The sequence below is a fragment of the Pseudomonas sp. MNR3A genome, assembly GCF_009650575.1.
GTDB classification, from domain to species: domain Bacteria; phylum Pseudomonadota; class Gammaproteobacteria; order Pseudomonadales; family Pseudomonadaceae; genus Aquipseudomonas; species Aquipseudomonas machongensis.
This window is the reverse complement of record NZ_VZZS01000026.1, coordinates 33,760-56,531: the sequence shown is the minus strand read 5'-3', so window position 1 is coordinate 56,531 and position 22,772 is coordinate 33,760. Positions and strand designations below refer to the sequence as shown.

General features: G+C 59.2%; 23 protein-coding genes. 3 read left to right on the top strand and 20 right to left on the bottom strand.

Features of this window, described 5'->3' with window-relative positions:
* Positions 1-2 precede the first annotated feature (2 nt).
* The 20 genes from F6X62_RS18145 to rpmH all read right to left on the bottom strand — a co-directional run bounded on the left by F6X62_RS18145 (position 3) and on the right by rpmH (position 18,393).
* Entirely contained in the window at positions 3-779 is a 777-nt protein-coding gene (locus tag F6X62_RS18145; RefSeq protein WP_063541896.1) for a DeoR/GlpR family DNA-binding transcription regulator, read from the bottom strand.
* 180 nt (positions 780-959) lie between these two features.
* A complete protein-coding gene (gene glmU / locus F6X62_RS18140) occupies positions 960-2,327 on the bottom strand; it encodes a bifunctional UDP-N-acetylglucosamine diphosphorylase/glucosamine-1-phosphate N-acetyltransferase GlmU (protein ID WP_153774316.1) in 1,368 nt (455 codons plus the stop codon).
* 121 nt (positions 2,328-2,448) lie between these two features.
* On the bottom strand, positions 2,449-2,868 hold the full coding sequence (locus F6X62_RS18135; RefSeq protein WP_054893003.1) for a F0F1 ATP synthase subunit epsilon: 420 nt from the start codon (positions 2,866-2,868) through the stop codon (positions 2,449-2,451).
* A 44-nt stretch (positions 2,869-2,912) separates the two neighbouring features.
* Positions 2,913-4,289 (bottom strand): F0F1 ATP synthase subunit beta, encoded by a 1,377-nt coding sequence (atpD, locus tag F6X62_RS18130; protein ID WP_054893004.1) that lies wholly within the window; start codon positions 4,287-4,289, stop codon positions 2,913-2,915.
* 27 nt (positions 4,290-4,316) lie between these two features.
* On the bottom strand, positions 4,317-5,177 hold the full coding sequence (atpG, locus tag F6X62_RS18125; protein ID WP_003253195.1) for a F0F1 ATP synthase subunit gamma: 861 nt from the start codon (positions 5,175-5,177) through the stop codon (positions 4,317-4,319).
* Between the two features lie 48 nt (positions 5,178-5,225).
* Positions 5,226-6,770: a F0F1 ATP synthase subunit alpha gene (gene atpA, locus F6X62_RS18120; protein ID WP_153774315.1), complete on the bottom strand. Its 1,545-nt coding sequence runs from the start codon at positions 6,768-6,770 to the stop codon at positions 5,226-5,228.
* Positions 6,771-6,791: 21 nt separating this feature from the next.
* Positions 6,792-7,328 carry a F0F1 ATP synthase subunit delta gene (locus tag F6X62_RS18115; RefSeq protein ID WP_054893007.1) on the bottom strand — a complete coding sequence of 179 codons (537 nt, stop codon included), beginning with the start codon at positions 7,326-7,328 and terminating at the stop codon, positions 6,792-6,794.
* Positions 7,329-7,340: 12 nt separating this feature from the next.
* Positions 7,341-7,811, bottom strand: coding sequence for a F0F1 ATP synthase subunit B (locus F6X62_RS18110; protein ID WP_054893008.1), 471 nt, complete (start codon positions 7,809-7,811; stop codon positions 7,341-7,343).
* Positions 7,812-7,868: 57 nt separating this feature from the next.
* Positions 7,869-8,126, bottom strand: a complete 258-nt coding sequence (atpE, locus tag F6X62_RS18105; RefSeq protein ID WP_003097235.1) for a F0F1 ATP synthase subunit C — start codon at positions 8,124-8,126, stop codon at positions 7,869-7,871.
* A gap of 143 nt (positions 8,127-8,269) precedes the next feature.
* Entirely contained in the window at positions 8,270-9,139 is an 870-nt protein-coding gene (gene atpB / locus F6X62_RS18100) for a F0F1 ATP synthase subunit A (protein ID WP_153774314.1), read from the bottom strand.
* 16 nt (positions 9,140-9,155) lie between these two features.
* Positions 9,156-9,563, bottom strand: coding sequence for a F0F1 ATP synthase subunit I (locus F6X62_RS18095; RefSeq protein WP_054893010.1), 408 nt, complete (start codon positions 9,561-9,563; stop codon positions 9,156-9,158).
* 149 nt (positions 9,564-9,712) lie between these two features.
* Positions 9,713-10,585, bottom strand: coding sequence for a ParB/RepB/Spo0J family partition protein (locus F6X62_RS18090; RefSeq protein ID WP_054893011.1), 873 nt, complete (start codon positions 10,583-10,585; stop codon positions 9,713-9,715).
* 9 nt (positions 10,586-10,594) lie between these two features.
* Positions 10,595-11,386, bottom strand: a complete 792-nt coding sequence (locus F6X62_RS18085; protein ID WP_063541904.1) for a ParA family protein — start codon at positions 11,384-11,386, stop codon at positions 10,595-10,597.
* 18 nt (positions 11,387-11,404) lie between these two features.
* Positions 11,405-12,055: a 16S rRNA (guanine(527)-N(7))-methyltransferase RsmG gene (rsmG, locus tag F6X62_RS18080; RefSeq protein WP_065864647.1), complete on the bottom strand. Its 651-nt coding sequence runs from the start codon at positions 12,053-12,055 to the stop codon at positions 11,405-11,407.
* Positions 12,052-13,944: a tRNA uridine-5-carboxymethylaminomethyl(34) synthesis enzyme MnmG gene (gene mnmG, locus F6X62_RS18075; RefSeq protein ID WP_065864648.1), complete on the bottom strand. Its 1,893-nt coding sequence runs from the start codon at positions 13,942-13,944 to the stop codon at positions 12,052-12,054. Before mnmG ends, rsmG begins: the two co-directional genes overlap by 4 nt.
* Before the next feature lie 516 nt (positions 13,945-14,460).
* A complete protein-coding gene (gene mnmE / locus F6X62_RS18070; protein WP_153774313.1) occupies positions 14,461-15,831 on the bottom strand; it encodes a tRNA uridine-5-carboxymethylaminomethyl(34) synthesis GTPase MnmE in 1,371 nt (456 codons plus the stop codon).
* An 86-nt stretch (positions 15,832-15,917) separates the two neighbouring features.
* Complete coding sequence (yidC, locus tag F6X62_RS18065) at positions 15,918-17,600, bottom strand: membrane protein insertase YidC (RefSeq protein ID WP_063541912.1); 1,683 nt, start codon at positions 17,598-17,600, stop codon at positions 15,918-15,920.
* Between the two features lie 2 nt (positions 17,601-17,602).
* Positions 17,603-17,848, bottom strand: a complete 246-nt coding sequence (yidD, locus tag F6X62_RS18060; RefSeq protein ID WP_011536514.1) for a membrane protein insertion efficiency factor YidD — start codon at positions 17,846-17,848, stop codon at positions 17,603-17,605.
* Positions 17,841-18,245: a ribonuclease P protein component gene (rnpA, locus tag F6X62_RS18055; protein WP_082420920.1), complete on the bottom strand. Its 405-nt coding sequence runs from the start codon at positions 18,243-18,245 to the stop codon at positions 17,841-17,843. Before rnpA ends, yidD begins: the two co-directional genes overlap by 8 nt.
* 13 nt (positions 18,246-18,258) lie before the next feature.
* Positions 18,259-18,393, bottom strand: coding sequence for a 50S ribosomal protein L34 (gene rpmH, locus F6X62_RS18050; protein WP_003253163.1), 135 nt, complete (start codon positions 18,391-18,393; stop codon positions 18,259-18,261).
* 579 nt (positions 18,394-18,972) lie between these two features.
* Here rpmH and dnaA point away from each other — a divergent pair.
* From dnaA to recF, 3 genes are read left to right on the top strand one after another with little or no spacing between them, the layout of a single operon-like run.
* Positions 18,973-20,505 (top strand): chromosomal replication initiator protein DnaA, encoded by a 1,533-nt coding sequence (dnaA, locus tag F6X62_RS18045; protein ID WP_054893017.1) that lies wholly within the window; start codon positions 18,973-18,975, stop codon positions 20,503-20,505.
* A 40-nt stretch (positions 20,506-20,545) separates the two neighbouring features.
* On the top strand, positions 20,546-21,649 hold the full coding sequence (gene dnaN, locus F6X62_RS18040) for a DNA polymerase III subunit beta (protein WP_054893018.1): 1,104 nt from the start codon (positions 20,546-20,548) through the stop codon (positions 21,647-21,649).
* 15 nt (positions 21,650-21,664) lie between these two features.
* Positions 21,665-22,768, top strand: coding sequence for a DNA replication/repair protein RecF (recF, locus tag F6X62_RS18035; RefSeq protein ID WP_153774312.1), 1,104 nt, complete (start codon positions 21,665-21,667; stop codon positions 22,766-22,768).
* Positions 22,769-22,772 lie beyond the last annotated feature (4 nt).

The window sequence follows — 22,772 nt, the reverse complement described above, 5'->3', positions numbered from 1 at the left end:
GGTTATTGCTCCTGGCTGATCGCGGCGCAGATCAGGTTGATGCCGCGGGCTTGAATCTGTTCGCGTGCCGCTGCGGGCAGGCGATCATCTGTAATAAGGGTGGTAACGCTGCTCCAGGGCAGCTCGAGGTTGGGGATCTTGCGCCCGACCTTGTCCGATTCGACCATCACGATCACTTCTCGGGCCACTTCCGCCATCACCCGGCTCAGGCCAAGCAGTTCGTTGAAGGTGGTGGTGCCGCGGTTCAGGTCGATGCCGTCGGCACCGATGAACAACTGGTCGAAATCGTATGAGCGTAGTACCTGCTCGGCGACCTGACCCTGGAACGACTCGGAATGCGGGTCCCAGGTACCACCGGTCATCAGTAGCACCGGCTCGTGCTCGAGCTCGCTGATGGCTCGGGCTACGTTCAAGGAGTTGGTCATCACGACCAAGCCGGGCTGGCGCCCGAGCTCAGGGATCATTGCTGCAGTGGTACTGCCGCTGTCGATGATGATGCGTGCATGTTCGCGAATGCGTCCGACAGCTGCGCGGGCGATGGCTTTCTTGTAACTGGAAACCGGCTGAGCGGCCTCACCCAGCATCTCCTGCGGCACTGGCACCGCACCGCCGTAACGACGCAACAATAGGCCATTGGCTTCCAGCGCGGCGAGATCCTTGCGAATGGTCACTTCCGAGGTTTCGAAACGCTTGGCCAGCGCGTCCACGCTTACCTCGCCCTGCTCGGCGAGCAAGGCCAGGATATTGTGGCGACGTTGAGGGGTGTTTCGTTTCGACATGTGAGGATAAGTTTCGATTCGAAAGATAATGGCTGCAATCAAAACCTAAGATGAAGGATTCGTCAAGCAGCGGATAGATTTACTGACGACGCTGTTTACTGTGTAGCGGGCTGGTTCGGCAATAAAAAAAGCCGGCTTATTCACATAAGTCGGCTTTCGATCGAAACATCTGTGGATAACTCAGCTTTTCTTGATCTTCTCCGGCCGTTTCCAGCCATCGATATTGCGTTGGCGTGCGCGAGCAACGGCCAACTGGCCAGCTTCAACAGACTGATTGATGGTCGAGCCGGCAGCCGTGGTAGCGCCGTCCTTGATTTCCACAGGTGCGACCAGCGAGTTGTTCGAACCGATGAACACATCTTCGCCCAGCAAGGTCTTGAACTTGTTCGCGCCATCGTAGTTGCAGGTGATGGTACCCGCGCCGATGTTGGTGCGCGCACCGATCTCGGCGTCGCCCAGATACGTCAGATGACCGGCCTTGGCGCCCTCGCCCAGATGGGCGTTCTTCAGCTCGACGAAGTTACCCACATGGGCTTTGGCCTCCAGTACGCTGCCTGGGCGCAGGCGAGCGAACGGGCCGGCATCGCTGCCCTCGCCCATCACCGCACCTTCGAGATGGCTGTTGGCCTTGACCACAGCGCCCTTGCGCAGGGTGCTGTTCTTGATCACGCAGTTAGGGCCGATCTGCACATCGTCTTCGATGATCACCTTGCCTTCGAGGATGACGTTGATGTCGATCAGCACATCGCGCCCCACGATCACCTCGCCACGCACATCGAAACGCGCGGGGTCACGCAGGGTCACGCCCTGGGCCATCAGTCGGCGTCCCTCGCGCAACTGGTAGTGACGCTCAAGCTCTGACAATTGCAGGCGGTCGTTGGCGCCCTGCACTTCCATGGCGTCATGCGGCTGCTCGGTGGCAACGACCAGGCCATCGGCCACGGCCATGGCAATCACGTCGGTGAGGTAGTACTCGCCTTGGGCGTTGTTGTTGGACAGGCGCCCCATCCAGTCTGCCAGCCGCGCGGCCGGCATCGCGAGGATGCCCGTGTTGCCTTCATTGATCGCCCGCTGTGCTTCACTGGCGTCCTTGTGCTCGACGATGGCCGCTACCCGGCCTTGGGCATCACGCACGATGCGGCCGTAACCGGTTGGATCCTGCAGGGTGACGGTCAGCAGGCCGAGTTGCTGTTCATTGACCTTGGCCAGAAGCCGCTCGAGCGTCCCCACCTCGATCAACGGCACGTCGCCATAGAGCACCAGCACAGTATCGGCGGTGATCGCCGGCAGTGCCTGGGCGACGGCATGGCCGGTGCCAAGCTGCTTGTCTTGCATGACGAAATTCAGATCGTCAGCCGCCAGGCGTTCACGTACCAGCTCTGCACCATGACCGATGACCACATGGATACCCTTCGGCTGCAACTGACGCGCGCTGTGGATAACGTGGCCAAGCATGGAATTACCGGCGACCGGATGCAGTACCTTGGGCAGCGAAGAGCGCATGCGGGTGCCTTGGCCTGCGGCGAGAATAACGATATCGAGTGACATTGACTGGCTACCAATCCTGGGCGGTCAGGGATGTGACCGAAGGGGAAAATTCGGAAAAGAAAAAGGGTAGCCGAGGCTACCCTTTAACTCAATCGCAACGCAGGTTACCGGTAGGACCGGATCACTTGCCCTTGCGCAATTGCTGGACAGTACGCAGCTGAGCTGCAGCCTCGGCCAGACGTGCGGCAGCTGCGCCGTAGTCAAAGTCCGAGCCCTTAGTGTTCAGCGCGTTCTCGGCAGCCTTGAGGGCTTCCTGAGCCTGAGCTTCGTCCAGGTCGGCAGCACGTTGCACGGTGTCGGCAAGAACCTTGACCATGTTCGGCTGCACTTCGAGGAAGCCACCGGAGATGTAGAACACCTCTTGAGTGCCACCCTGCTTGGTCAGCGTGATCGGACCCGGCTTGAGATTGGTGATCAGCGGCGCGTGGCCTGGAGCGATACCCAGATCGCCCAGGTTGCCGTGCGCTACTACCATCTCGACCAGGCCGGAGAAGATCTCTCCCTCTGCGCTGACGATGTCGCAATGGACTGTCATAGCCATCTGCTTGCCTCAACCTGATTAGCGCCCCTTTCGGGGCGCCGGGATTACAGTTTCTTGGCTTTCTCGATCGCTTCGTCGATGCTGCCGACCATGTAGAACGCTTGTTCTGGCAGGTGGTCGTAGTCACCTTTGAGGATGCCGCTGAAGCCAGCGATGGTGTCCTTGAGCGAAACGTACTTGCCTGGCGAGCCGGTGAAGACTTCGGCCACGAAGAACGGCTGCGACAGGAAGCGCTGGATCTTACGAGCGCGGGCAACCAGTTGCTTGTCGGCTTCGGACAGCTCGTCCATACCCAGGATCGCGATGATGTCCTTGAGCTCTTTGTAGCGCTGCAGAACATACTGAACGCCACGAGCGGTCTCGTAGTGCTCGGTGCCGATCACGTTCGGGTCCAGCTGGCGCGAAGTCGAGTCCAGTGGGTCGACCGCTGGGTAGATACCCAGGGAGGCGATGTCACGGGACAGAACGACGGTGGCGTCCAAGTGGGCGAAGGTGGTCGCTGGCGACGGGTCGGTCAGGTCGTCCGCAGGTACGTATACGGCCTGAACGGAGGTGATCGAACCTTCTTTGGTCGAAGTGATGCGCTCTTGCAGAACGCCCATCTCTTCGGCCAGGGTCGGCTGGTAACCTACTGCCGAAGGCATACGGCCCAGCAGTGCGGATACTTCGGTACCGGCCAGGGTGTAACGATAGATGTTGTCGACGAACAGCAGAACGTCGTTACCTTCGTCACGGAACTTCTCAGCCATGGTCAGGCCGGTCAGCGCAACGCGCAGACGGTTTCCTGGTGGCTCGTTCATCTGACCGTAGACCAGCGCTACCTTGTCGAGAACGTTGGAGTCCTTCATCTCGTGGTAGAAGTCGTTACCCTCACGAGTACGCTCACCCACACCAGCGAACACGGAGTAACCGCTGTGTTCCATGGCGATGTTACGGATCAGTTCCATCATGTTTACGGTCTTGCCGACACCGGCACCACCGAACAGACCAACCTTACCACCCTTGGCGAACGGGCAAACCAGGTCGATAACCTTGATGCCGGTTTCCAGCAGGTCGTTGCCGCCTGCCTGGTCAGCGAACGAAGGCGCTGGCTGGTGGATACCACGACGCTCTTCTTCGCCGATCGGGCCGGCTTCGTCGATCGGGTTGCCCAGAACGTCCATGATACGGCCCAGAGTGGCCTTACCAACTGGAACGGAGATGGCCGCGCCGGTATCGACGACGTCCAGACCGCGCTTCAGGCCTTCGGTCGAGCCCATCGCAATGGTACGAACCACGCCGTCGCCCAGCTGCTGCTGAACTTCCAGGGTGGTTTCCGCGCCTTGTACTTTCAGCGCGTTGTAAACACTCGGCACGACGTCACGTGGGAATTCCACGTCGATGACGGCGCCGATGATTTGAACGATACGTCCGCTACTCATAGCTGGATCCTCTGAATTTTTGAACCGTTAAACCGCGGCAGCGCCGCCGACGATTTCCGAGATCTCCTGGGTGATCGCAGCCTGACGCGCCTTGTTGTAGATCAATTGCAGCTCTTTGATCAAATCACCGGCGTTGTCTGTGGCGTTCTTCATGGCGATCATCCGGGCCGCTTGTTCAGCAGCGTTGTTCTCGACCACCGCCTGGTATACCTGCGACTCCACGTAACGCACCATCAAGCCGTCCAGCAGCTCTTTTGCGTCGGGTTCGTACAGGTAATCCCAGTGATGCTTGAGATCCTGATCCGGGGTTGCCACCAACGGTACCAATTGCTCGACCGTCGGTTTTTGGGTCATGGTGTTGATGAACTTGTTCGAAACCACCGAGAGGCGATCGATACGGCCATCGAGGTAGGCGTCCAGCATCACTTTGACGGAGCCGATCAGATCGTTGATCGATGGCTCTTCGCCCAGGTGGCTGATCGCGGCTACGACGTTGCCGCCAAAGATGCGGAAGAAAGTCGCACCCTTGCTGCCGATCACGCACAGGTCGATTTCCACGCCCTGTTCGCGGTTTGCGCTCATGTCCTTGACCAGGGCCTTGAACAGGTTGGTATTCAAGCCACCGCACAGACCACGGTCACTGCTCACCACGATATAACCGGCGCGCTTTACAGGGCGCTCGATCATGAACGGGTGGCGGTATTCCGGGTTGGCGTTGGCCAGATGACCGATCACCTGGCGGATACGCTCCGCGTAAGGACGGCTAGCAGCCATGCGCATTTGTGCTTTGCGCATTTTGCTGACCGCCACTTTCTCCATGGCGCTGGTAATTTTTTGCGTGCTTTTGATGCTCGCAATCTTACTGCGAATCTCTTTTGCGCCTGCCATGTATCACCTATCAGGTTAGCAAGCGGGGGCCGGAGCCCCCGCTGCGGCTTACCAGGTCTGGGTGGCCTTGAACTTCTCGATACCAGCTTTCATGCCAGCGTCGATTTCGTCGTTGAAGTCACCTTTCACGTTGATCTTGGCCAACAGCTCGGCGTGATCGCGGTGGAAGTAGGCGATCAGCGCTTGCTCGAAGCTGCCGACCTTGGAGACTTCTACGTCAGTCAGGAAACCACGCTCAGCGGCGTACAGCGACAGGGCCATGTCGGCGATCGACATTGGCGCGTACTGCTTCTGCTTCATCAGCTCGGTAACGCGCTGACCATGCTCCAGCTGCTTGCGGGTAGCCTCGTCCAGATCCGAAGCGAACTGGGCGAATGCAGCCAGTTCACGGTACTGAGCCAGTGCGGTACGGATACCGCCGGACAGTTTCTTGATGATCTTGGTCTGAGCGGCACCACCTACACGGGATACCGAAACACCGGCGTTCACTGCTGGGCGGATGCCCGAGTTGAACATGGCCGATTCCAGGAAGATCTGACCGTCGGTGATCGAGATCACGTTGGTCGGAACGAACGCGGAAACGTCGCCAGCCTGGGTTTCGATGATCGGCAGGGCGGTCAGGGAACCGGTCTTGCCAGTCACTGCGCCGTTGGTGAACTTCTCGACGTACTCTTCCGAAACGCGCGATGCACGCTCCAGCAGACGGGAGTGGAGATAGAACACGTCGCCTGGGTACGCTTCACGTCCTGGTGGACGGCGCAGCAGCAGGGAGATCTGACGGTAGGCAACAGCCTGCTTGGACAGGTCATCGTAGACGATCAGGGCGTCTTCACCGCGGTCACGGAAGAACTCGCCCATGGTGCAGCCGGCGTATGGCGCCAGGAACTGCAGTGCGGCGGATTCCGAAGCACTGGCAACGACCACGATGGTGTTGGCCAGGGCGCCGGCTTCTTCGAGCTTGCGAACGATGTTGGCAACGGTCGAACGCTTTTGGCCGACAGCCACATAAACACAGAAAATACCGGAGTCTTTCTGGTTGATGATGGCGTCGATGGCCATGGCGGTCTTGCCGATCTGGCGGTCACCGATGATCAGCTCGCGCTGGCCACGGCCGACAGGAATCATGGCGTCGACGGACTTGTAGCCAGTCTGTACAGGCTGGTCTACCGACTTACGCCAGATCACGCCTGGGGCCACTTTCTCGACCGCGTCGGTCTGGGTGTTGCCCAGAGGACCTTTGCCGTCGATCGGGTTGCCCAGTGCGTCAACGACGCGACCCAGCAGTTCCTTACCAACCGGAACTTCCAGGATGCGGCCGGTGCACTTGGCGCTCATGCCTTCGGCCAGGGTGTCATAGGCACCCAGGACCACTGCACCTACGGAGTCTTGCTCCAGGTTCAGTGCCATGCCGAATACGCTGCCAGGGAACTCGATCATTTCGCCGTACATGACGTCGGCCAGACCGTGGATCCGCACGATACCGTCGGATACCGAAACAACGGTACCTTCGTTACGGGCTTGGGAGCCGACATCGAGTTTCTCGATGCGGCCCTTGATGATTTCACTAATTTCGGAAGGATTGAGTTGCTGCATTGCTCTGCTGCCCCTTCAAACTCAAGATTTCAATGCTTCGGCCAGTTTCGCGATCTTGCCGCGAACCGAGCCATCGATTACCAGGTCGCCGGCGCGGATGACGACGCCGCCGATCAGGCTGGCATCCTCCGACGCGTGCAGGCGCACTTCCCGGCTGAGCCGTGCACTGAGAACCTTGGCGAGTTTGTCTTGCTGTTCTTGGTTCAACGCAAAAGCACTGGTGACTTCCACGTCCACGGATTTCTCTTGCTCGGCCTTGTACAGGTCGAACAGAGCGGCGATCTCCGGTAGAAGCAGGAGACGGTCGTTTTCCGCGGCAACATGAATGAAATTCTGTGCCTGTACATCGAACTTGTCACCGCACACTTCAATGAATGCGGCGGCCTTTTCTGCGCTAGTCAGTTGCGGGGCCTTGAGCAGGCGCTGCATGGTGCCGTCTTCCGACACCGCAGCAGCCAGGCCGAGCATGGCTGACCAATTGGCCAGTTGCTGCTGGGCCTGGGCGTGCTCGAAAGCTGCCTTAGCGTAAGGTCGGGCCAACGTGGTCAGTTCTGCCATGATCGCCCTCGCTTAAATTTCAGCGGCCAGTTTGTTAACCAGCTCCGCATGCGCGTTTTGATCGATTGTGGCGCCAAGGATCTTTTCAGCGCCGCCAACGGCCAGGGCACCCACTTGGGCACGCAGGGCGTCTTTGATGCTGTTGAGTTCCTGTTCGATCTCGGCTTGAGCCTGAGCCTTCACACGGTCAGCTTCGACGCGAGCCTGATCACGGGCTTCCTCGACAAGCTGAGCAGCGCGTTTCTTGCTTTGCTCAATGATTTCGGCTGCCTGTGCTTTTGCTTCACGCAGTTGCTGACCCGCTTTCTCTTGGGCCAGCTCCAGGTCGCGAGCTGCGCGGTTGGCAGCGTCCAAGCCGTCGGCAATCTTCTTTTGGCGCTCGTGCAGAGCAGTGATGACCGGAGGCCATACATACTTCATGCAGAACAGCACAAAAATCAGAAAAGCAACGGATTGGCCAATCAGGGTTGCATTAATGTTCACGCCAACACCTCGCTCGGTCTTTGTCCATCACACCAATCAACTCGTAAAAACGAGTGATTAGCCGGCGATCTGACCAACGAAGGGATTCGCGAAGGTGAAGAACAGAGCGATACCAACACCGATCATGGTTACGGCGTCGAGCAGACCGGCAACGATGAACATTTTGACCTGCAGCATCGGAACCATCTCAGGCTGACGAGCAGCGCCTTCCAGGAACTTGCCGCCCAGCAGGCCGAAACCAATGGCGGTACCCAGAGCACCCAGGCCGATCAGCAGAGCAACAGCGATAGCGGTCAGACCAACTACAGTTTCCATCTTTCCTCCCGACTTTTACGTCGTATTGGTTAGGTTTTTTAATTGAAGCGGTAAAACAAATCGTTTGAAACAACTGCCCTTGCGGACTTTTTCAGTCTTCCCCCCGAACAGGCGGGGAAGACTATCAGACACGCCAGGCGGTCTTAATGGTTATCTTCGTGCGCCATCGACAGGTAGACGATGGTGAGCATCATGAAGATGAATGCTTGCAGCGTGATGATCAGGATGTGGAACACCGCCCACGCCCATTGCAGCACCACACCCAGGCCGCTGAGCCAGAGGATGCCGGTGCCGAACATCACGGCGATCAGGATGAACACCAGCTCGCCGGCATACATGTTGCCGAACAGACGCAGTGCCAGGGAGATCGGTTTGGCGATCAGGGTGACGAATTCCAGCAGGAAGTTCACCGGGATCAGCAGGATCTGCACGAAGATGTTCTTGCTACCGAACGGGTGGAGCGTGAGCTCACCGATGAAGCCGCCGATGCCCTTGACCTCGATGCTGTAGAAGATGATCAGCGCGAACACGCTCAGGGCCATGCCCAGGGTGGCGTTCGGGTCGGTGGTCGATACGGCACGGAACGGAATGTGCGGATCGCCCGAGATCAGGATCGCCAGCTGCGGAATCCAGTCGACCGGTACCAGGTCGATGGCGTTCATCAGGAACACCCAGACGAAGATGGTCAGGGCCAGCGGTGCGATGACCGGGCTACGACCGTGGAACGAGTCCTTCACGCTGCCGTGAACGAAGTCGACCAGTACTTCGACGAAGTTCTGCAGGGCGCCAGGCTGACCGGAGGTCGCCTTCTTGGCCGCCATGCGGAAGATGAACAGGAAGATCAGACCCAGTGCAACGGACCAGCCCAGGGTGTCCAGGTGGAATGCCCAGAAGCCCATTGCCTTGGCTTCGGCAGCCGAATGGGCCAGGCCCCAACTGCCGTCTGGTAGTTGACCGTAGGTCAGGTTCTGCAAGTGGTGCTGGATATAGCCCGAAGCGGTTTCTGCTGCCATGGTTGCCTCAAACGCCCTAAGGTCTCGAAAGTCTTTTATTCATCAGCAGTGGCGCGAACCAGCTGACCGTGAGAGTCAGCAGGAAGACGCCGAATACTGCTAACGGCGCCAGTGGCTTCACTCCTGCAAAGGTCAGTGCGAACAGCACTGCCGTCAAAATCAATTTGCCTGCCTCGCCTGCGTAGAACGACTTGACGATGGCCTGCGCCGCCCGGGCTCCGCTGAAGCGAAAAGCCTTCCAGGCGAAATACACGTTGGGCAGCCAGCCGATCAAGCCTCCACAGAGGCCCGAATAACCGCTGACCTTGCCCTGCCACTGCCACAACACCAACGTTGCCAGCAATAACACCCCAAATTGAGCCAGCAGTACCGGGAAAACCGCCCAGCGATGGAAAGGCAGGCGGTTTGGCGTGCGGATTTCCATCAAAACTGCTCCTCGAAAGTCGACTGCCCAGTCAGCTATGACTTGGCATAATTTGTGCCGACAAAATGCGCGCAGAGTATAGGGGTGGATTAACCCCTATTCAACTCTTGGGTAGTGATTTCCGACTGCGCGCTACAACGGGAATTGTTTCAGCGGATGTGAGCAAGTACACCCTGAAGCTCGTCGAGGGAGTTGTAGCGAATGACCAACTGGCCCTTGCCCTTGTCGCCATGGCGAATCTGCACCGAAGAGCCCAGGCGCTCTGCCAGCCGCTGTTCCAGCCGGGCAATATCCGGATCAGGTTTGCTCGATTCCACCGGCTCAGGCTTGCCGTTGAGCCACTGACGCACCAGTGCCTCGGTTTGGCGCACGGTGAGGCCTCGTGCGACAACATGTCGCGCCCCTTCTTCCTGCCGGCTTTCCTCAAGCCCCAGCAAGGCGCGCGCATGGCCCATCTCCAGGTCGCCGTGGGCGAGCATGGTCTTGATCGCCTCAGGGAGGCTGATCAGGCGCAGCAGGTTGGCTACGGTGACGCGCGACTTGCCCACGGCATCGGCCACCTGTTGCTGGGTCAGCTCGAACTCCTGCTGCAACCGCTGCAGGGCAAGGGCTTCTTCCAGCGGGTTGAGATCCTCGCGCTGGATGTTCTCGATCAGCGCCATCGCGATGGCTGCTTCGTCAGGCACTTCACGGACCATGGCCGGAATAGTATCCAGACCAGCCTGCTGGGTGGCGCGCCAGCGACGCTCACCGGCGATGATCTCGTAGCGGCCTTCGCCAATCGGGCGAACCACGATCGGCTGCATCACACCATGATTGCGGATCGAATGCGCCAGCTCTTCCAGCGCCTCCGGGTCCATGTCACGGCGAGGTTGGTACTTGCCACGCTGGATCAGTTCGACCGGCAGGCGCTGCAGTTCCTTCTGGTCGACCGTGACAGCCTGCTCTTCGAGCGCGCTGACGGAAGGACCACTGAGCAGTGCATCCAACCCACGTCCGAGACCGCGTTTCTTGATGGCCATGCGGATTCCTTAAGTTGTTTGTGCAGTGCGGGATTGACGGCGCTGACGGCGCACCAGTTCACCAGCCAGGGCCAGGTAGGCGAGCGCACCACGTGATTGCTTGTCGTAGGCCAGCGCCGGCATACCGAAGCTCGGAGCCTCGGCCAGGCGAATATTGCGCGGAATCACGGTGTCGTAGAGCTGATCGCCGAAATGCTCCTTGAGCTGGGCCGAAACATCGTTGTTCAGGCTCAGGCGCGGGTCGTACATGGTCCTCAGCAGGCCTTCGATCTTCAGCTCCGGGTTCAACCGGGCAGCGATGCGCTTGATGTTATCCACAAGGTCGCTCAGGCCTTCCAGCGCGTAGTACTCGCACTGCATGGGGATAATCACGCCATCGGAAGCGACCAACGCGTTCAACGTCAGCATCGACAACGAAGGCGGGCAGTCGATGAGGATGTAGTCGTAGTTGTCGCGGATAGGCGCCAGCGCGTTGCGCAGGCGGCTCTCCTTCATCTGCATTTCCAGCAGCACCACCTCTGCGGCGGTGAGGTCACGGTTGGCGGGCAACAGCTGGAAGCCGCCGTGCTCGGAGTACTGCATGGCCTGGGCCAGGTCGCATTCCCCGATCAACAGGTCGTACACCGAGTGCTCGAGCTCGTGCTTGTCCACACCGCTGCCCATGGTGGCGTTGCCCTGTGGATCGAGGTCGATCAGCAGCACGCGACGCTTGGTCGCGGCCAGCGATGCGGCGAGATTGATGCAGGTAGTGGTCTTGCCGACACCACCTTTCTGGTTCGCGATTGCGAATACCTTAGCCATTGTTGCGTGTGTTCCCAGTCAAGCCTTGCGGCGCAGTATCAGCAGATGGCGCTGGCCCTGGCAACCTGGAACGGTCAGGGCCTGCTCGCTTTCCACTGTGAAGTCTGCGGGCAATGCTACCAGTTCATCGGCAGGATGCAGCCCCTTCATTGCAAGCCATTGCGTTCGGGCGTCACCCAGGTGGCGGGTCCAGTTGGTGAAATTCTCCATGCTGCTGAAGGCGCGAGAGATGATGCCGCAGAACGGCTGCTCGGGCTGGACCTCTTCCACGCGGCTGTGGATAACCGTCAGGTTGTCGAGTTTCAGCTCCATCTTCACCTGCGTCAGGAAGCGGGTCTTCTTGCCGTTGCTGTCCAGCACCGTCACTTGCTTGTGCGGATGCAGGATAGCCAGCGGGATACCAGGCATGCCGCCGCCGCTGCCGACATCCAGCCAGCGCTGGGTGTCATTGTGGATAAACGGCATGACGCTGAGGCTGTCGAGCAGATGGCGCGACACCATCTCGTCCGGATCGCGCACTGCGGTCAGGTTGTAGGCCTTGTTCCATTTGATCAACAGGGCCAGGTACCCCAGCAGCAGTTCGTGCTGCTGCGCACTCAGCTCGACTCCAAGCTGGCGCGCACCTGTGGACAACTCTTCGGCATGTTGCGGGGTGACCAGGGAACTCAAGCGCTTTGCTCCAATTCGCGGCCAGCGCCGCGTTTTTTCAGGTGAATCAGCAACAGGGAAATTGCCGCCGGGGTAACGCCGGGAATACGCGAAGCCTGGCCGAGAGTTTCCGGACGGGTCTGGCCGAGCTTGCTCTGGATTTCCTTGGACAACCCGGAAATGCCAGCGTAGTCGATATCCACAGGCAGGCGAGTGTCTTCGCTGGCGCGCAGCCTGGCGATCTCGTCCTGCTGGCGATCGATGTAGCCAGCGTACTTGGTCTTGATCTCGACCTGTTCGGCCACCTGTGGATCGATTACATCGCCGCCTGTGGCTTCGATCAGCCCGGCGTAGTCGATCTCGGGGCGCGCCAGCAAGTTGAGCAGATTGTACTCGTGGGCCAACGGAGTACCGAACTTATCCACAACGGCCTGGCCTTGTGGAGTACCCGGGCGGATCCAGGTGCTCTTCATGCGCTGTTCTTCACGTTCGATACCTTCGCGCTTGGCGGTGAAGGCGGCCCAGCGCTCGTCGTCGACCAACCCCAGTTCGCGGCCTTTCTCGGTCAGACGCAGGTCGGCGTTGTCTTCGCGCAGGATAAGGCGGTATTCGGCACGCGAAGTGAACATGCGGTAAGGCTCCTGGGTACCCAGGGTAATCAGGTCATCGACCAGCACGCCGATGTACGCCTCGTCGCGGCGTGGGCACCAGCTTTCGCGACCCTGCGCGCGCAGCGCGGCGTTGGTACCGGCCAGCAAGCCCTGGGCGCCGGCTTCTTCGTAGCCGGTGGTGCCGTTGATCTGACCTGCGAAGAACAGGCCGCCGATGACCTTGGTCTCTAGGCTGTACTTGAGATCACGCGGATCGAAGTAGTCGTACTCGATGGCGTAACCCGGACGCACGATGTGCGCGTTCTCCATGCCACGGATCGAACGAACGATCTGCAACTGCACATCGAACGGCAGCGAGGTCGAGATGCCGTTGGGATACAGCTCATGGGTGTTCAAGCCTTCCGGCTCGATGAATACCTGATGGCTTTCCTTGTCGGCGAAGCGATGGATCTTGTCCTCGATCGACGGGCAGTAGCGCGGGCCGATGCCTTCTATCACACCGGAATACATTGGTGAACGGTCGAGGTTCGAGGCGATGATCTCGTGGGTACGGGCGTTGGTGTGGGTGATCCAGCAGCTGACCTGCCGCGGATGCATCTGGGCATTGCCCATGAACGACATCACCGGAATCGGGGTATCGCCTGGCTGTTCACCCATCACCGAGAAATCTACCGAGCGGCCATCGATACGCGGCGGTGTGCCGGTTTTCAAACGGCCAACACGCAGCGGCAGCTCCCGCAGACGATGAGCCAGGGCAATGGCGGGAGGATCACCCGCGCGGCCACCGGAGTAATTCTGCAGGCCGATGTGGATAAGTCCACCGAGGAAGGTGCCGGTAGTCAGCACCACAGAGTCGGCGAAGAAGCGCAGGCCCATCTGTGTCACCACGCCCTTGACCTGGTCCTGCTCGACGATCAGGTCATCGCAGGACTGCTGGAATATCCACAGGTTCGGCTGGTTCTCCAGGATCTCGCGGACCACGGCCTTGTAGATGGCGCGGTCGGCCTGTGCACGGGTGGCGCGTACGGCCGGGCCCTTGCGGTTGTTCAGGATGCGGAACTGGATGCCGCTCTTGTCGGTGGCCAGCGCCATGGCGCCGCCGAGCGCATCGATTTCCTTGACCAGGTGGCTCTTGCCGATGCCACCGATGGCCGGGTTGCAACTCATGTGACCGAGGGTTTCCACGTTATGGGTCAGCAGCAGGGTTTTCACACCCATGCGTGCGGACGCAAGCGCAGCCTCGGTACCGGCATGGCCGCCGCCGATGACGATCACTTCAAAACGGGAAGGGAAATCCACCACGCACCTCGTGCCTGTTTTTGCGAATAGAGAAGGTAAGCCGACAAGTATAGGGACATCACCCGCTCTAGTGAAACCGTCTGAGCAAATTTTGACCAATCTGTGGATGAATGGCGGCAATAGAAATCAAAAAGGAAAAATTTATAAAAGCTTTGTTTTTATGTTTATTCTTAGGCGGCTATCCACATGTGGATAAGTGATTTGAGGCCAGTATTCATGATGCCTGTAGAGAATCATAACCCTGTGTCGAAGGTAGGCTGAGGGCTCTGGATAACAGCGTTTAACCTGTGGATTAAAGTTCGTGTTACCCACAGGTGGGTTTGTCCTCAGAAAAAAAGCCTGGTTATCAACGGACCTGAAGGCCAGTTTTCCACAGGGCTCCTGATGATCGTTCTAGACCTGTGGATGAGATTTACATGCGGGTGATCGAATCAAGAGAAGCCCACTTCCGGGTTTCCGGCAGGCAAAAAAAAGCCGCTCCTCACTGGAGCGGCCTTGGTATTGCCGGGCTGTGCGTTACTTACCGATGCAGAAGCTCGAGAAGATCCTTCCGAGCAGGTCATCCGAGCTGAACGCACCGGTGATCTCTCCCAGGGCTTGCTGAGCCTGGCGCAGGTCCTCTGCCAGCAACTCACCGGCGCCAGCGAGTGTCAGTTGGGCATGACCATGATCAAGGTGTGCACTGGCCTGGCGCAGCGCATCCAGATGCCGCCTGCGTGCGCTGAAGCTGCTTTCCGCAGTCTGTTCATAACCCATGCAGGCTTTGAGGTGGTCACGCAGCAGATCCAGCCCCGTGGCATCGCCCTTTGCGCTGAGGGTGATCGTCACGTGGCCATCGTTACTCTGCTCGATGCTTGCACGCTCGCCACTCAGGTCGGCCTTGTTGCGAATCAGCGTGACCTTGGCCGGATCCGGCCGTTGATCGAGGAACTCGGGCCACAGTGCGAACGGATCGTTGGCCTCAGGCGCTGTGGAATCCACCACCAGCAGCACCCGGTCAGCTTCGCCAATGGCCTTGAGGGCACGCTCCACACCGATCTTTTCCACGTGATCGTCGGTATCGCGCAGTCCTGCGGTATCCACCACGTGCAGCGGCATGCCATCGATGTGGATATGTTCGCGCAGAATGTCCCGGGTGGTGCCGGCGATGTCTGTGACGATTGCCGCTTCGCGACCAGCCAACTGGTTGAGCAGGCTGGACTTGCCGGCATTCGGACGGCCGGCGATCACGACGGTCATGCCATCGCGCAGCAGCGCGCCTTGACCAGCCTCGCGCTGCACTGTGGATAACTCGCTCCTGACTGCTTCAAGCATCTTCAGCACGTGACCGTCGGCCAGGAAGTCGATTTCTTCTTCGGGAAAATCGATAGCCGCCTCGACATAGATCCGCAGTGCGATCAACGCCTCGGTCAATGCATGGACACGCTTGGAGAAGGCACCTTGCAGCGAACGCAGGGCATTGCGTGCGGCTTGGGTGGAACTGGCTTCGATCAGATCGGCGATCGCTTCAGCCTGGGCCAGGTCGAGCTTGTCGTTGAGGAACGCCCGCTCGCTGAACTCGCCAGGACGGGCAAGGCGGCAGCCCAATTCGACACAGCGCTGCAGCAGCATGTCGAGCACAACCGGCCCTCCATGCCCCTGCAGTTCCAGAACGTCTTCACCGGTGAACGAGTTGGGGCCAGGGAAGAACAGCGCGATGCCTTCATCCAGGACCAGGCCATCGTCGCCGCGGAAGGGCCCGTAGTGGGCATGGCGCGGGGTCAGTGTACGGCCGGTGATGGCCTGACCGGCCTGGCTCGCCAATGGCCCGGACAAACGGACGATACCGACGCCACCACGGCCCTGGGCGGTGGCGATGGCGGCAATGGTTTCACGCACGGTATTCATGCTCGAAAGCCTCTACGACAAAACGACGGATAGCAAAAACGCCCCACGAGGGGGCGTTTTTATTCACAGGCTAATGGATCGGCCTGTCAAGCAGCAGCTTTTTTGGTTGCTGCTTCGATGCGACGGGTGATGTACCACTGCTGAGTGATCGACAGGCAGTTGTTCACAACCCAGTACAGCACCAGACCAGCCGGGAACCACAGGAAGAAGAAGGTGAAGATGATTGGCATCATTTTCATGACCTTCGCCTGCATCGGATCCGGTGGCGTAGGGTTCAGACGCTGCTGGATGAACATGGTGGCGCCCATGATGATCGGCAGGATGAAGAACGGATCCTTGATCGACAGGTCGGTAATCCACAGCATCCAAGGGGCCTGGCGCATCTCGACGCTTTCCAGCAGTACCCAGTACAAGGCCAGGAACACTGGCATCTGCACCAGGATCGGCAGGCAGCCACCCAGCGGGTTGATCTTCTCTTTCTTGTACAGCTCCATCATCGCCTGGGACATCTTCTGGCGATCATCGCCGAAGCGTTCCTTGAGCTGGGCCAGTTTTGGCGCCACGGCACGCATGCGCGCCATCGAACGGTAGCTGGCAGCCGACAGCGGGAAGAACAGGCCCTTGATGAGCATGGTCAGGACGATGATCGACCAGCCCCAGTTACCCAGCAGGCTGTGGATATGTTGCAGCAGCCAGAAGATCGGCTGGGCAATGAACCACAGGAAGCCATAGTCGACGGTCAGTTCCAGGCCTGGGGACAACTCCTTGAGCTTGGACTGGATCTTCGGACCGGCATACAACATGGCGCTGGTCTCGACCTTGCCGCCGGCAGGCACGTTCAGCGCGGGGCCGGTGTAGCCGATGATGTAGTTGCCCTGGCTGTCCTTGCGGGTCTGTACCACATTGTTGTCCGACTTGGCCGGAATCCACGCGGTCACGAAGTAGTGCTGCAGCCATGCTACCCAGCCGCCAGACACATTTTCTTTCAAACTTCCTTTGTCGATGTCCTTCATCGACACCTTCTTGTACGGCTCCGCACTTGTCCACAGGGCGGCGCCCAAGTAAGTCGCGGTACCGGTCGCGGTGCTCGAGGAAGGATCGGAGCTTGCGTCACGCTTGAGCTGGGCAAACATGTTGCCGGTCCAGGCCGCGCCGCTCTGGTTGTCGATCAGGTAGCTGACGGTCAGGTCGTACTCACCGCGCTTGAAGCTGAAGCGCTTGATGTAGTTGACGCCGTTTTCGCTGAACTTGAGGTCGACCACCAGTTGGTCCTGACCGTCGGTCAGCTGGAAGCTCTTCTGCTCGGCAGCGTACAGCGGACGACCGCTCGAACGGGCATCCGGGCCATTCGCGCCGGTCAGGCCGCTTTGTGCGAGATAGACACGCTCGCCACCGTTGTCGAACAACTGGAAGGCGATGTCCGGATGATCCTGACGGCGTGGGTACTTGGGCAGGGTCAGCTGGACGATGTCACCGCCGACCGGGTCGATAGCCAGGTCCAGGACATCGGTCTTGACCCGGATCAGGTCCTTGCTGAGCGCGACTGGCGCGATTTCAGCGGGGCTGGCTTCGGCATTGGCGCTCGGCACATCGGCGCTGGCGCCGTTATTGCTTGCCGGCACGGTGTCCGGCAGTGCCGGTGCAGCGTTGCTGGCAGCAGTATGCTGAGTCGGCAGGGCTGCCTGACCATAGTCCTGGTTCCACTTGAGGACCAGAACGTAGGACACGATTGCCAGGGCGACGATCAGGATCGTGCGTTTAATATCCATGATTACTCGGCTATCGAAGAAGTTCGGGAGGAAGGAGCAGGCGGGACGGGATCGAAACCGCCATCATTCCACGGATGACAACGACCCAGGCGACGAACGGCAAGCCACCCGCCACGCAAGAGGCCATGGTTTTCTATGGCTTCGTACGCGTAACAGGAGCAGCTGGGGTAGAAACGACAGTGACTGGCCATCAGAGGACTGATGGCGTAACGGTAGAACTGGATCGGAACGAGGGCCAGTTTACGCATCGTGACTGTCTACCCGTGCGGAATCGGCAAGTACCGCTGGAGAGGGCCTACTGCGGGCCAGGCGCTTCCAGAGTTTGCCAAAGTGTTGGTGCAATTCTGGGTTTTCTATCTCACCCAACCCCTTGCGCGCGACGATCACGATATCCAGTCCAGCCAGACTTTGCTGGTTCAGACGGAAAGAGTCGCGCATCAGGCGTTTGAGGCGGTTGCGTTGAACGGCGAGCTTGACGCTCTTCTTGCCGATCACCAGGCCGAGGCGTGGATGATCGAGGCCGTTCTCGCGGGCAAGGATGAGCAGGCTTTTCCCTGGAACCTTGCCGGTTGGGGAGTCGAAGACTGCTTTGAAATGCCGGGGTGTAAGCAGTCGCTTATCCCGACTGAAGTCCTGACTCACCACCTGTGCCGAAAAATCAAATTGCCAGACGCTTACGGCCTTTGGCACGACGACGCGACAGAACAGCGCGGCCGTTCTTGGTGGCCATACGGGCACGGAAACCGTGGGTGCGCGCGCGCTTGATGGTGCTTGGTTGGAAAGTACGTTTCATGGCGTGTTACCTGGGTTGTCGACAACGGGCCGGGATGGCCCCCTTTTTAAGAGACCGGCGATTCTAGAGAAAGCAAGGCGATAGGTCAATTTCCAACCAGCATTCCTTGTAGGCGGCCTTTCCTTCTGGCTGGTCGAGAGAGCAGTTGATTCACACCGAACAGATGCTCAACATGAAAAAAAAGAGAGACATATAGAAAGCTTTTCTGAAGAATTTATAGATCTTAAGTGGATAAGTATCTGTGGATAACCTACTGCAGGCCACAAGCAATCGACTGTACAGAGAATCATAAGTATGTCGGTAATAGGTGCTTTGGCTGTGCCGGAACCGCGGAAAAGCTGTGGATGGAAGTGGTGTTTATCCACAGATGAATTATCCACAGGGTTGAGCCCTGGGTTGTGCATAGGCCTCATGTGCCGTTATCCACAGGGCTTATTTTCGGCTTGCAGGGTCGTTTTTGCCGCTAAATGACTGATTTGGCACAGCTCAACACGCCACGACATGTGGATAAGTGACTGCTCGCCCGGTACAATGGCGGTTTGTTTTTGCCTCATCCGGCTTTCAACTCAGGGGATATCCGTGTCAGTGGAACTTTGGCAGCAGTGCGTGGAGCTTCTGCGCGACGAACTGCCTGCCCAGCAATTCAACACCTGGATCCGTCCGCTACAGGTCGAAGCCGAAGGCGACGAGTTGCGCGTCTATGCGCCTAACCGTTTCGTTCTCGATTGGGTCAATGAAAAGTACCTCGGCCGCCTGCTCGAACTGCTGGGTGAACAAGGCAACGGCCTTGCACCTGCCCTCTCCTTATTAATAGGCAGTCGCCGTAGCTCCGCACCACGGGCGGCACCTAACGCGCCGGTCAGTGCTGCGGTCGCTGCATCGCTGGCCCAGAGCCAGGCCAAGCCGGCCGTCCAGCCACCGGCGGTTGCCAGCGCACCGGTCACGGCGCCCGAACCTGCGTTGGTCAGTGAGGTGGAGGAATCTGCAGCCTCCCAGGATGGTTTCGACGGGATGGGCGATTCGACGCCTGCGCCTGCCGCGACCGCGCGCACCGAGCAACGGACAGTTCAGGTCGAAGGGGCGCTCAAGCACACCAGCTACCTGAACCGAACCTTCACCTTCGAGACCTTCGTGGAGGGTAAGTCCAACCAGCTGGCACGCGCTGCGGCCTGGCAGGTTGCCGACAACCCCAAGCACGGCTACAACCCACTCTTCCTTTATGGAGGCGTGGGCTTGGGTAAGACGCACTTGATGCATGCTGTGGGTAACCACCTGCTGAAGAAGAACCCGAATGCCAAGGTCGTCTACTTGCACTCGGAGCGTTTCGTCGCCGACATGGTCAAGGCGTTGCAGCTGAACGCCATCAACGAATTCAAGCGCTTCTACCGTTCGGTGGACGCGCTGTTGATCGACGATATCCAGTTCTTCGCCCGCAAGGAGCGTTCCCAGGAAGAGTTCTTCCACACCTTCAATGCCCTGCTCGAGGGTGGACAGCAGGTCATTCTCACCAGTGACCGCTACCCTAAAGAGATCGAAGGCCTGGAAGAGCGCCTGAAGTCGCGCTTTGGTTGGGGCCTGACCGTGGCTGTCGAGCCACCGGAACTGGAAACCCGTGTAGCGATCCTGATGAAGAAGGCCGACCAGGCCAAGGTCGAACTGCCGCACGATGCTGCGTTCTTCATCGCCCAGCGCATCCGCTCCAACGTGCGCGAACTGGAAGGCGCATTGAAGCGGGTGATCGCTCACTCGCACTTCATGGGGCGAGACATCACCATCGAGTTGATTCGCGAATCGCTCAAGGATCTGCTGGCACTGCAAGACAAGCTGGTCAGTGTGGATAACATCCAGCGCACGGTCGCCGAGTACTACAAGATCAAGATCTCCGATCTGTTGTCCAAGCGCCGCTCGCGCTCTGTCGCGCGCCCGCGGCAGGTGGCCATGGCGTTGTCCAAGGAGCTGACCAACCACAGTCTGCCGGAGATCGGCGATATGTTCGGCGGTCGGGACCACACCACCGTGCTGCACGCATGCCGCAAGATCAACGAATTGAAGGAATCCGACGCGGACATCCGCGAGGACTACAAGAACCTGCTGCGCACGCTGACCACCTGATGGGTGTCGGCGCAGCTCTTTGAAGGCAAGGGACTAGACCATGCATTTCACCATTCAACGCGAAGCCCTGTTGAAACCCCTGCAACTGGTCGCAGGCGTCGTCGAGCGCCGCCAGACCTTGCCGGTCCTGTCCAACGTGCTGCTGGTCGTGCAAGGCCAGCAGTTGTCGTTGACCGGTACCGACCTGGAAGTCGAACTGGTTGGCCGCGTGCAGCTGGAAGAGCCGGCTGAGCCCGGCGAGATCACCGTCCCGGCGCGTAAGCTGATGGATATCTGCAAGAGCCTGCCCAGCGATGCGCTGATCGATATCAAGGTCGATGAGCAGAAGCTGCTGGTCAAGGCTGGCCGCAGCCGTTTCACCCTGTCGACCCTGCCGGCCAACGACTTCCCCACCGTGGAAGAAGGCCCGGGTTCGCTCACCTGCAACCTGGAGCAGAGCAAACTGCGTCGCCTGATCGAGCGCACCAGCTTCGCCATGGCCCAGCAGGACGTTCGCTACTACCTCAACGGCATGCTGCTGGAAGTTTCCACCGACACCCTGCGCGCTGTCGCCACTGACGGTCACCGTCTGGCACTGTGCGCCATGCAGGCACCCATCGGCCAGGCCGAGCGTCACCAGGTCATCGTGCCGCGCAAAGGTATTCTGGAGCTGGCGCGTCTGCTGACCGATCCGGAGGGCATGGTCAGTATTGTCCTGGGCCAGCACCACATTCGTGCGACCACCGGTGAGTTCACCTTTACCTCGAAACTGGTGGACGGCAAGTTCCCGGATTACGAGCGTGTACTGCCCAAGGGCGGTGACAAGCTGGTGATCGGTGATCGCCAGGCGCTGCGTGAAGCCTTCAGCCGTACTGCGATCCTGTCCAACGAGAAGTACCGCGGCATCCGCCTGCAACTGGCCTCCGGCCAGCTGAAGATTCAGGCCAACAACCCCGAGCAGGAAGAAGCTGAAGAAGAGATCAGCGTCGACTACGAAGGTGGTTCGCTGGAGATCGGCTTCAACGTCAGCTATCTGCTGGACGTCCTGGGAGTCATGACCACTGAGCAGGTTCGTCTGATTCTCGCCGACTCCAACAGCAGCGCCCTTCTGCAGGAAGCCGGTAATGACGACTCGTCCTACGTTGTCATGCCGATGCGTCTGTAACCTGTAGCAGGCCAAATGTCCCTTCGACGTCTTTCGGTCACCGCGGTGCGCAATCTGCACCCGGTGACCCTCTCCCCCTCTCCTCGCATCAACATCCTCTACGGCGCCAATGGCAGCGGCAAGACCAGTGTGCTCGAGGCCGTGCACCTTTTGGGGCTGGCACGCTCATTTCGTAGTACCCGATTGAACCCTGTCATCCAGTACGAACAGCCGACCTGTACTGTGTTCGGCAAGGTTGAAATCACCGATGGTGCGACGAGCAATCTTGGCGTTTCGCGCGAGCGACAAGGGGACTTCACTATTCGCATCGACGGCCAGAATGCGCGCAGTGCCGCACAACTGGCTGAAATGCTGCCGCTGCAGTTGATCAACCCGGACAGCTTCCGCCTGCTCGAAGGCGCTCCCAAGGTGCGCCGTCAGTTCCTGGATTGGGGAGTGTTCCACGTGGAACCTCGATTCATGGCGACCTGGCAGCGCTTGCAGAAGGCCCTGCGGCAGCGGAACTCATGGCTGCGACATGGTACACTTGACGCTGCTTCGCAAGCCGCCTGGGACCGGGAACTGTGTCTCGCCAGCGCGGAAATAGATGAATACCGTCGCAACTATATCAAGGCCTTGAAGCCTGTCTTCGAGCGGACCCTGAGCGAACTGGTCGAGCTGGACGGATTGACCCTTAGCTACTATCGGGGCTGGGACAAGGATCGGGACCTCAGTGAAGTCCTCGCAACCTCTCTCCTTCGCGATCAGCAGATGGGCCATACCCAGGCCGGTCCGCAGCGTGCTGACCTACGCCTGAGATTGGGCGCTAACAACGCGGCCGATATCCTGTCTCGTGGTCAGCAAAAGTTGGTCGTTTGTGCCCTGCGGATTGCCCAAGGGCACCTCGTCAGCCAAGTTCGTCGCGGTCAGTGTATTTATCTGGTGGATGACTTGCCGTCCGAATTGGACGATCAGCATCGCCGCGCGCTGTGTCGCTTGCTTGAAGAATTACACTGCCAGGTTTTTATCACCTGTGTAGATCACGAATTACTGAGGGAAGGCTGGCAGACGGATACGCCAGTTGCTTTGTTCCACGTGGAACAAGGCCGTATCACCCAGACCCACGACCATCGGGAGTGAAGGC

What these genes read in the sequence shown, in the direction of transcription:
- F6X62_RS18145 (WP_063541896.1), bottom strand. Translation starts at nt 779, where the DNA reads ATGTCGAAACGAAACACCCCTCAACGTCGCCACAATATCCTGGCCTTG.
- glmU (WP_153774316.1), bottom strand. Translation starts at nt 2,327, where the DNA reads ATGTCACTCGATATCGTTATTCTCGCCGCAGGCCAAGGCACCCGCATG.
- F6X62_RS18135 (WP_054893003.1), bottom strand. Translation starts at nt 2,868, where the DNA reads ATGGCTATGACAGTCCATTGCGACATCGTCAGCGCAGAGGGAGAGATC.
- atpD (WP_054893004.1), bottom strand. Translation starts at nt 4,289, where the DNA reads ATGAGTAGCGGACGTATCGTTCAAATCATCGGCGCCGTCATCGACGTG.
- atpG (WP_003253195.1), bottom strand. Translation starts at nt 5,177, where the DNA reads ATGGCAGGCGCAAAAGAGATTCGCAGTAAGATTGCGAGCATCAAAAGC.
- atpA (WP_153774315.1), bottom strand. Translation starts at nt 6,770, where the DNA reads ATGCAGCAACTCAATCCTTCCGAAATTAGTGAAATCATCAAGGGCCGC.
- F6X62_RS18115 (WP_054893007.1), bottom strand. Translation starts at nt 7,328, where the DNA reads ATGGCAGAACTGACCACGTTGGCCCGACCTTACGCTAAGGCAGCTTTC.
- atpE (WP_003097235.1), bottom strand. Translation starts at nt 8,126, where the DNA reads ATGGAAACTGTAGTTGGTCTGACCGCTATCGCTGTTGCTCTGCTGATC.
- atpB (WP_153774314.1), bottom strand. Translation starts at nt 9,139, where the DNA reads ATGGCAGCAGAAACCGCTTCGGGCTATATCCAGCACCACTTGCAGAAC.
- F6X62_RS18095 (WP_054893010.1), bottom strand. Translation starts at nt 9,563, where the DNA reads ATGGAAATCCGCACGCCAAACCGCCTGCCTTTCCATCGCTGGGCGGTT.
- F6X62_RS18090 (WP_054893011.1), bottom strand. Translation starts at nt 10,585, where the DNA reads ATGGCCATCAAGAAACGCGGTCTCGGACGTGGGTTGGATGCACTGCTC.
- F6X62_RS18085 (WP_063541904.1), bottom strand. Translation starts at nt 11,386, where the DNA reads ATGGCTAAGGTATTCGCAATCGCGAACCAGAAAGGTGGTGTCGGCAAG.
- mnmE (WP_153774313.1), bottom strand. Translation starts at nt 15,831, where the DNA reads ATGAATACCGTGCGTGAAACCATTGCCGCCATCGCCACCGCCCAGGGC.
- yidC (WP_063541912.1), bottom strand. Translation starts at nt 17,600, where the DNA reads ATGGATATTAAACGCACGATCCTGATCGTCGCCCTGGCAATCGTGTCC.
- yidD (WP_011536514.1), bottom strand. Translation starts at nt 17,848, where the DNA reads ATGCGTAAACTGGCCCTCGTTCCGATCCAGTTCTACCGTTACGCCATC.
- rpmH (WP_003253163.1), bottom strand. Translation starts at nt 18,393, where the DNA reads ATGAAACGTACTTTCCAACCAAGCACCATCAAGCGCGCGCGCACCCAC.
- dnaN (WP_054893018.1), top strand. Translation starts at nt 20,546, where the DNA reads ATGCATTTCACCATTCAACGCGAAGCCCTGTTGAAACCCCTGCAACTG.
- recF (WP_153774312.1), top strand. Translation starts at nt 21,665, where the DNA reads ATGTCCCTTCGACGTCTTTCGGTCACCGCGGTGCGCAATCTGCACCCG.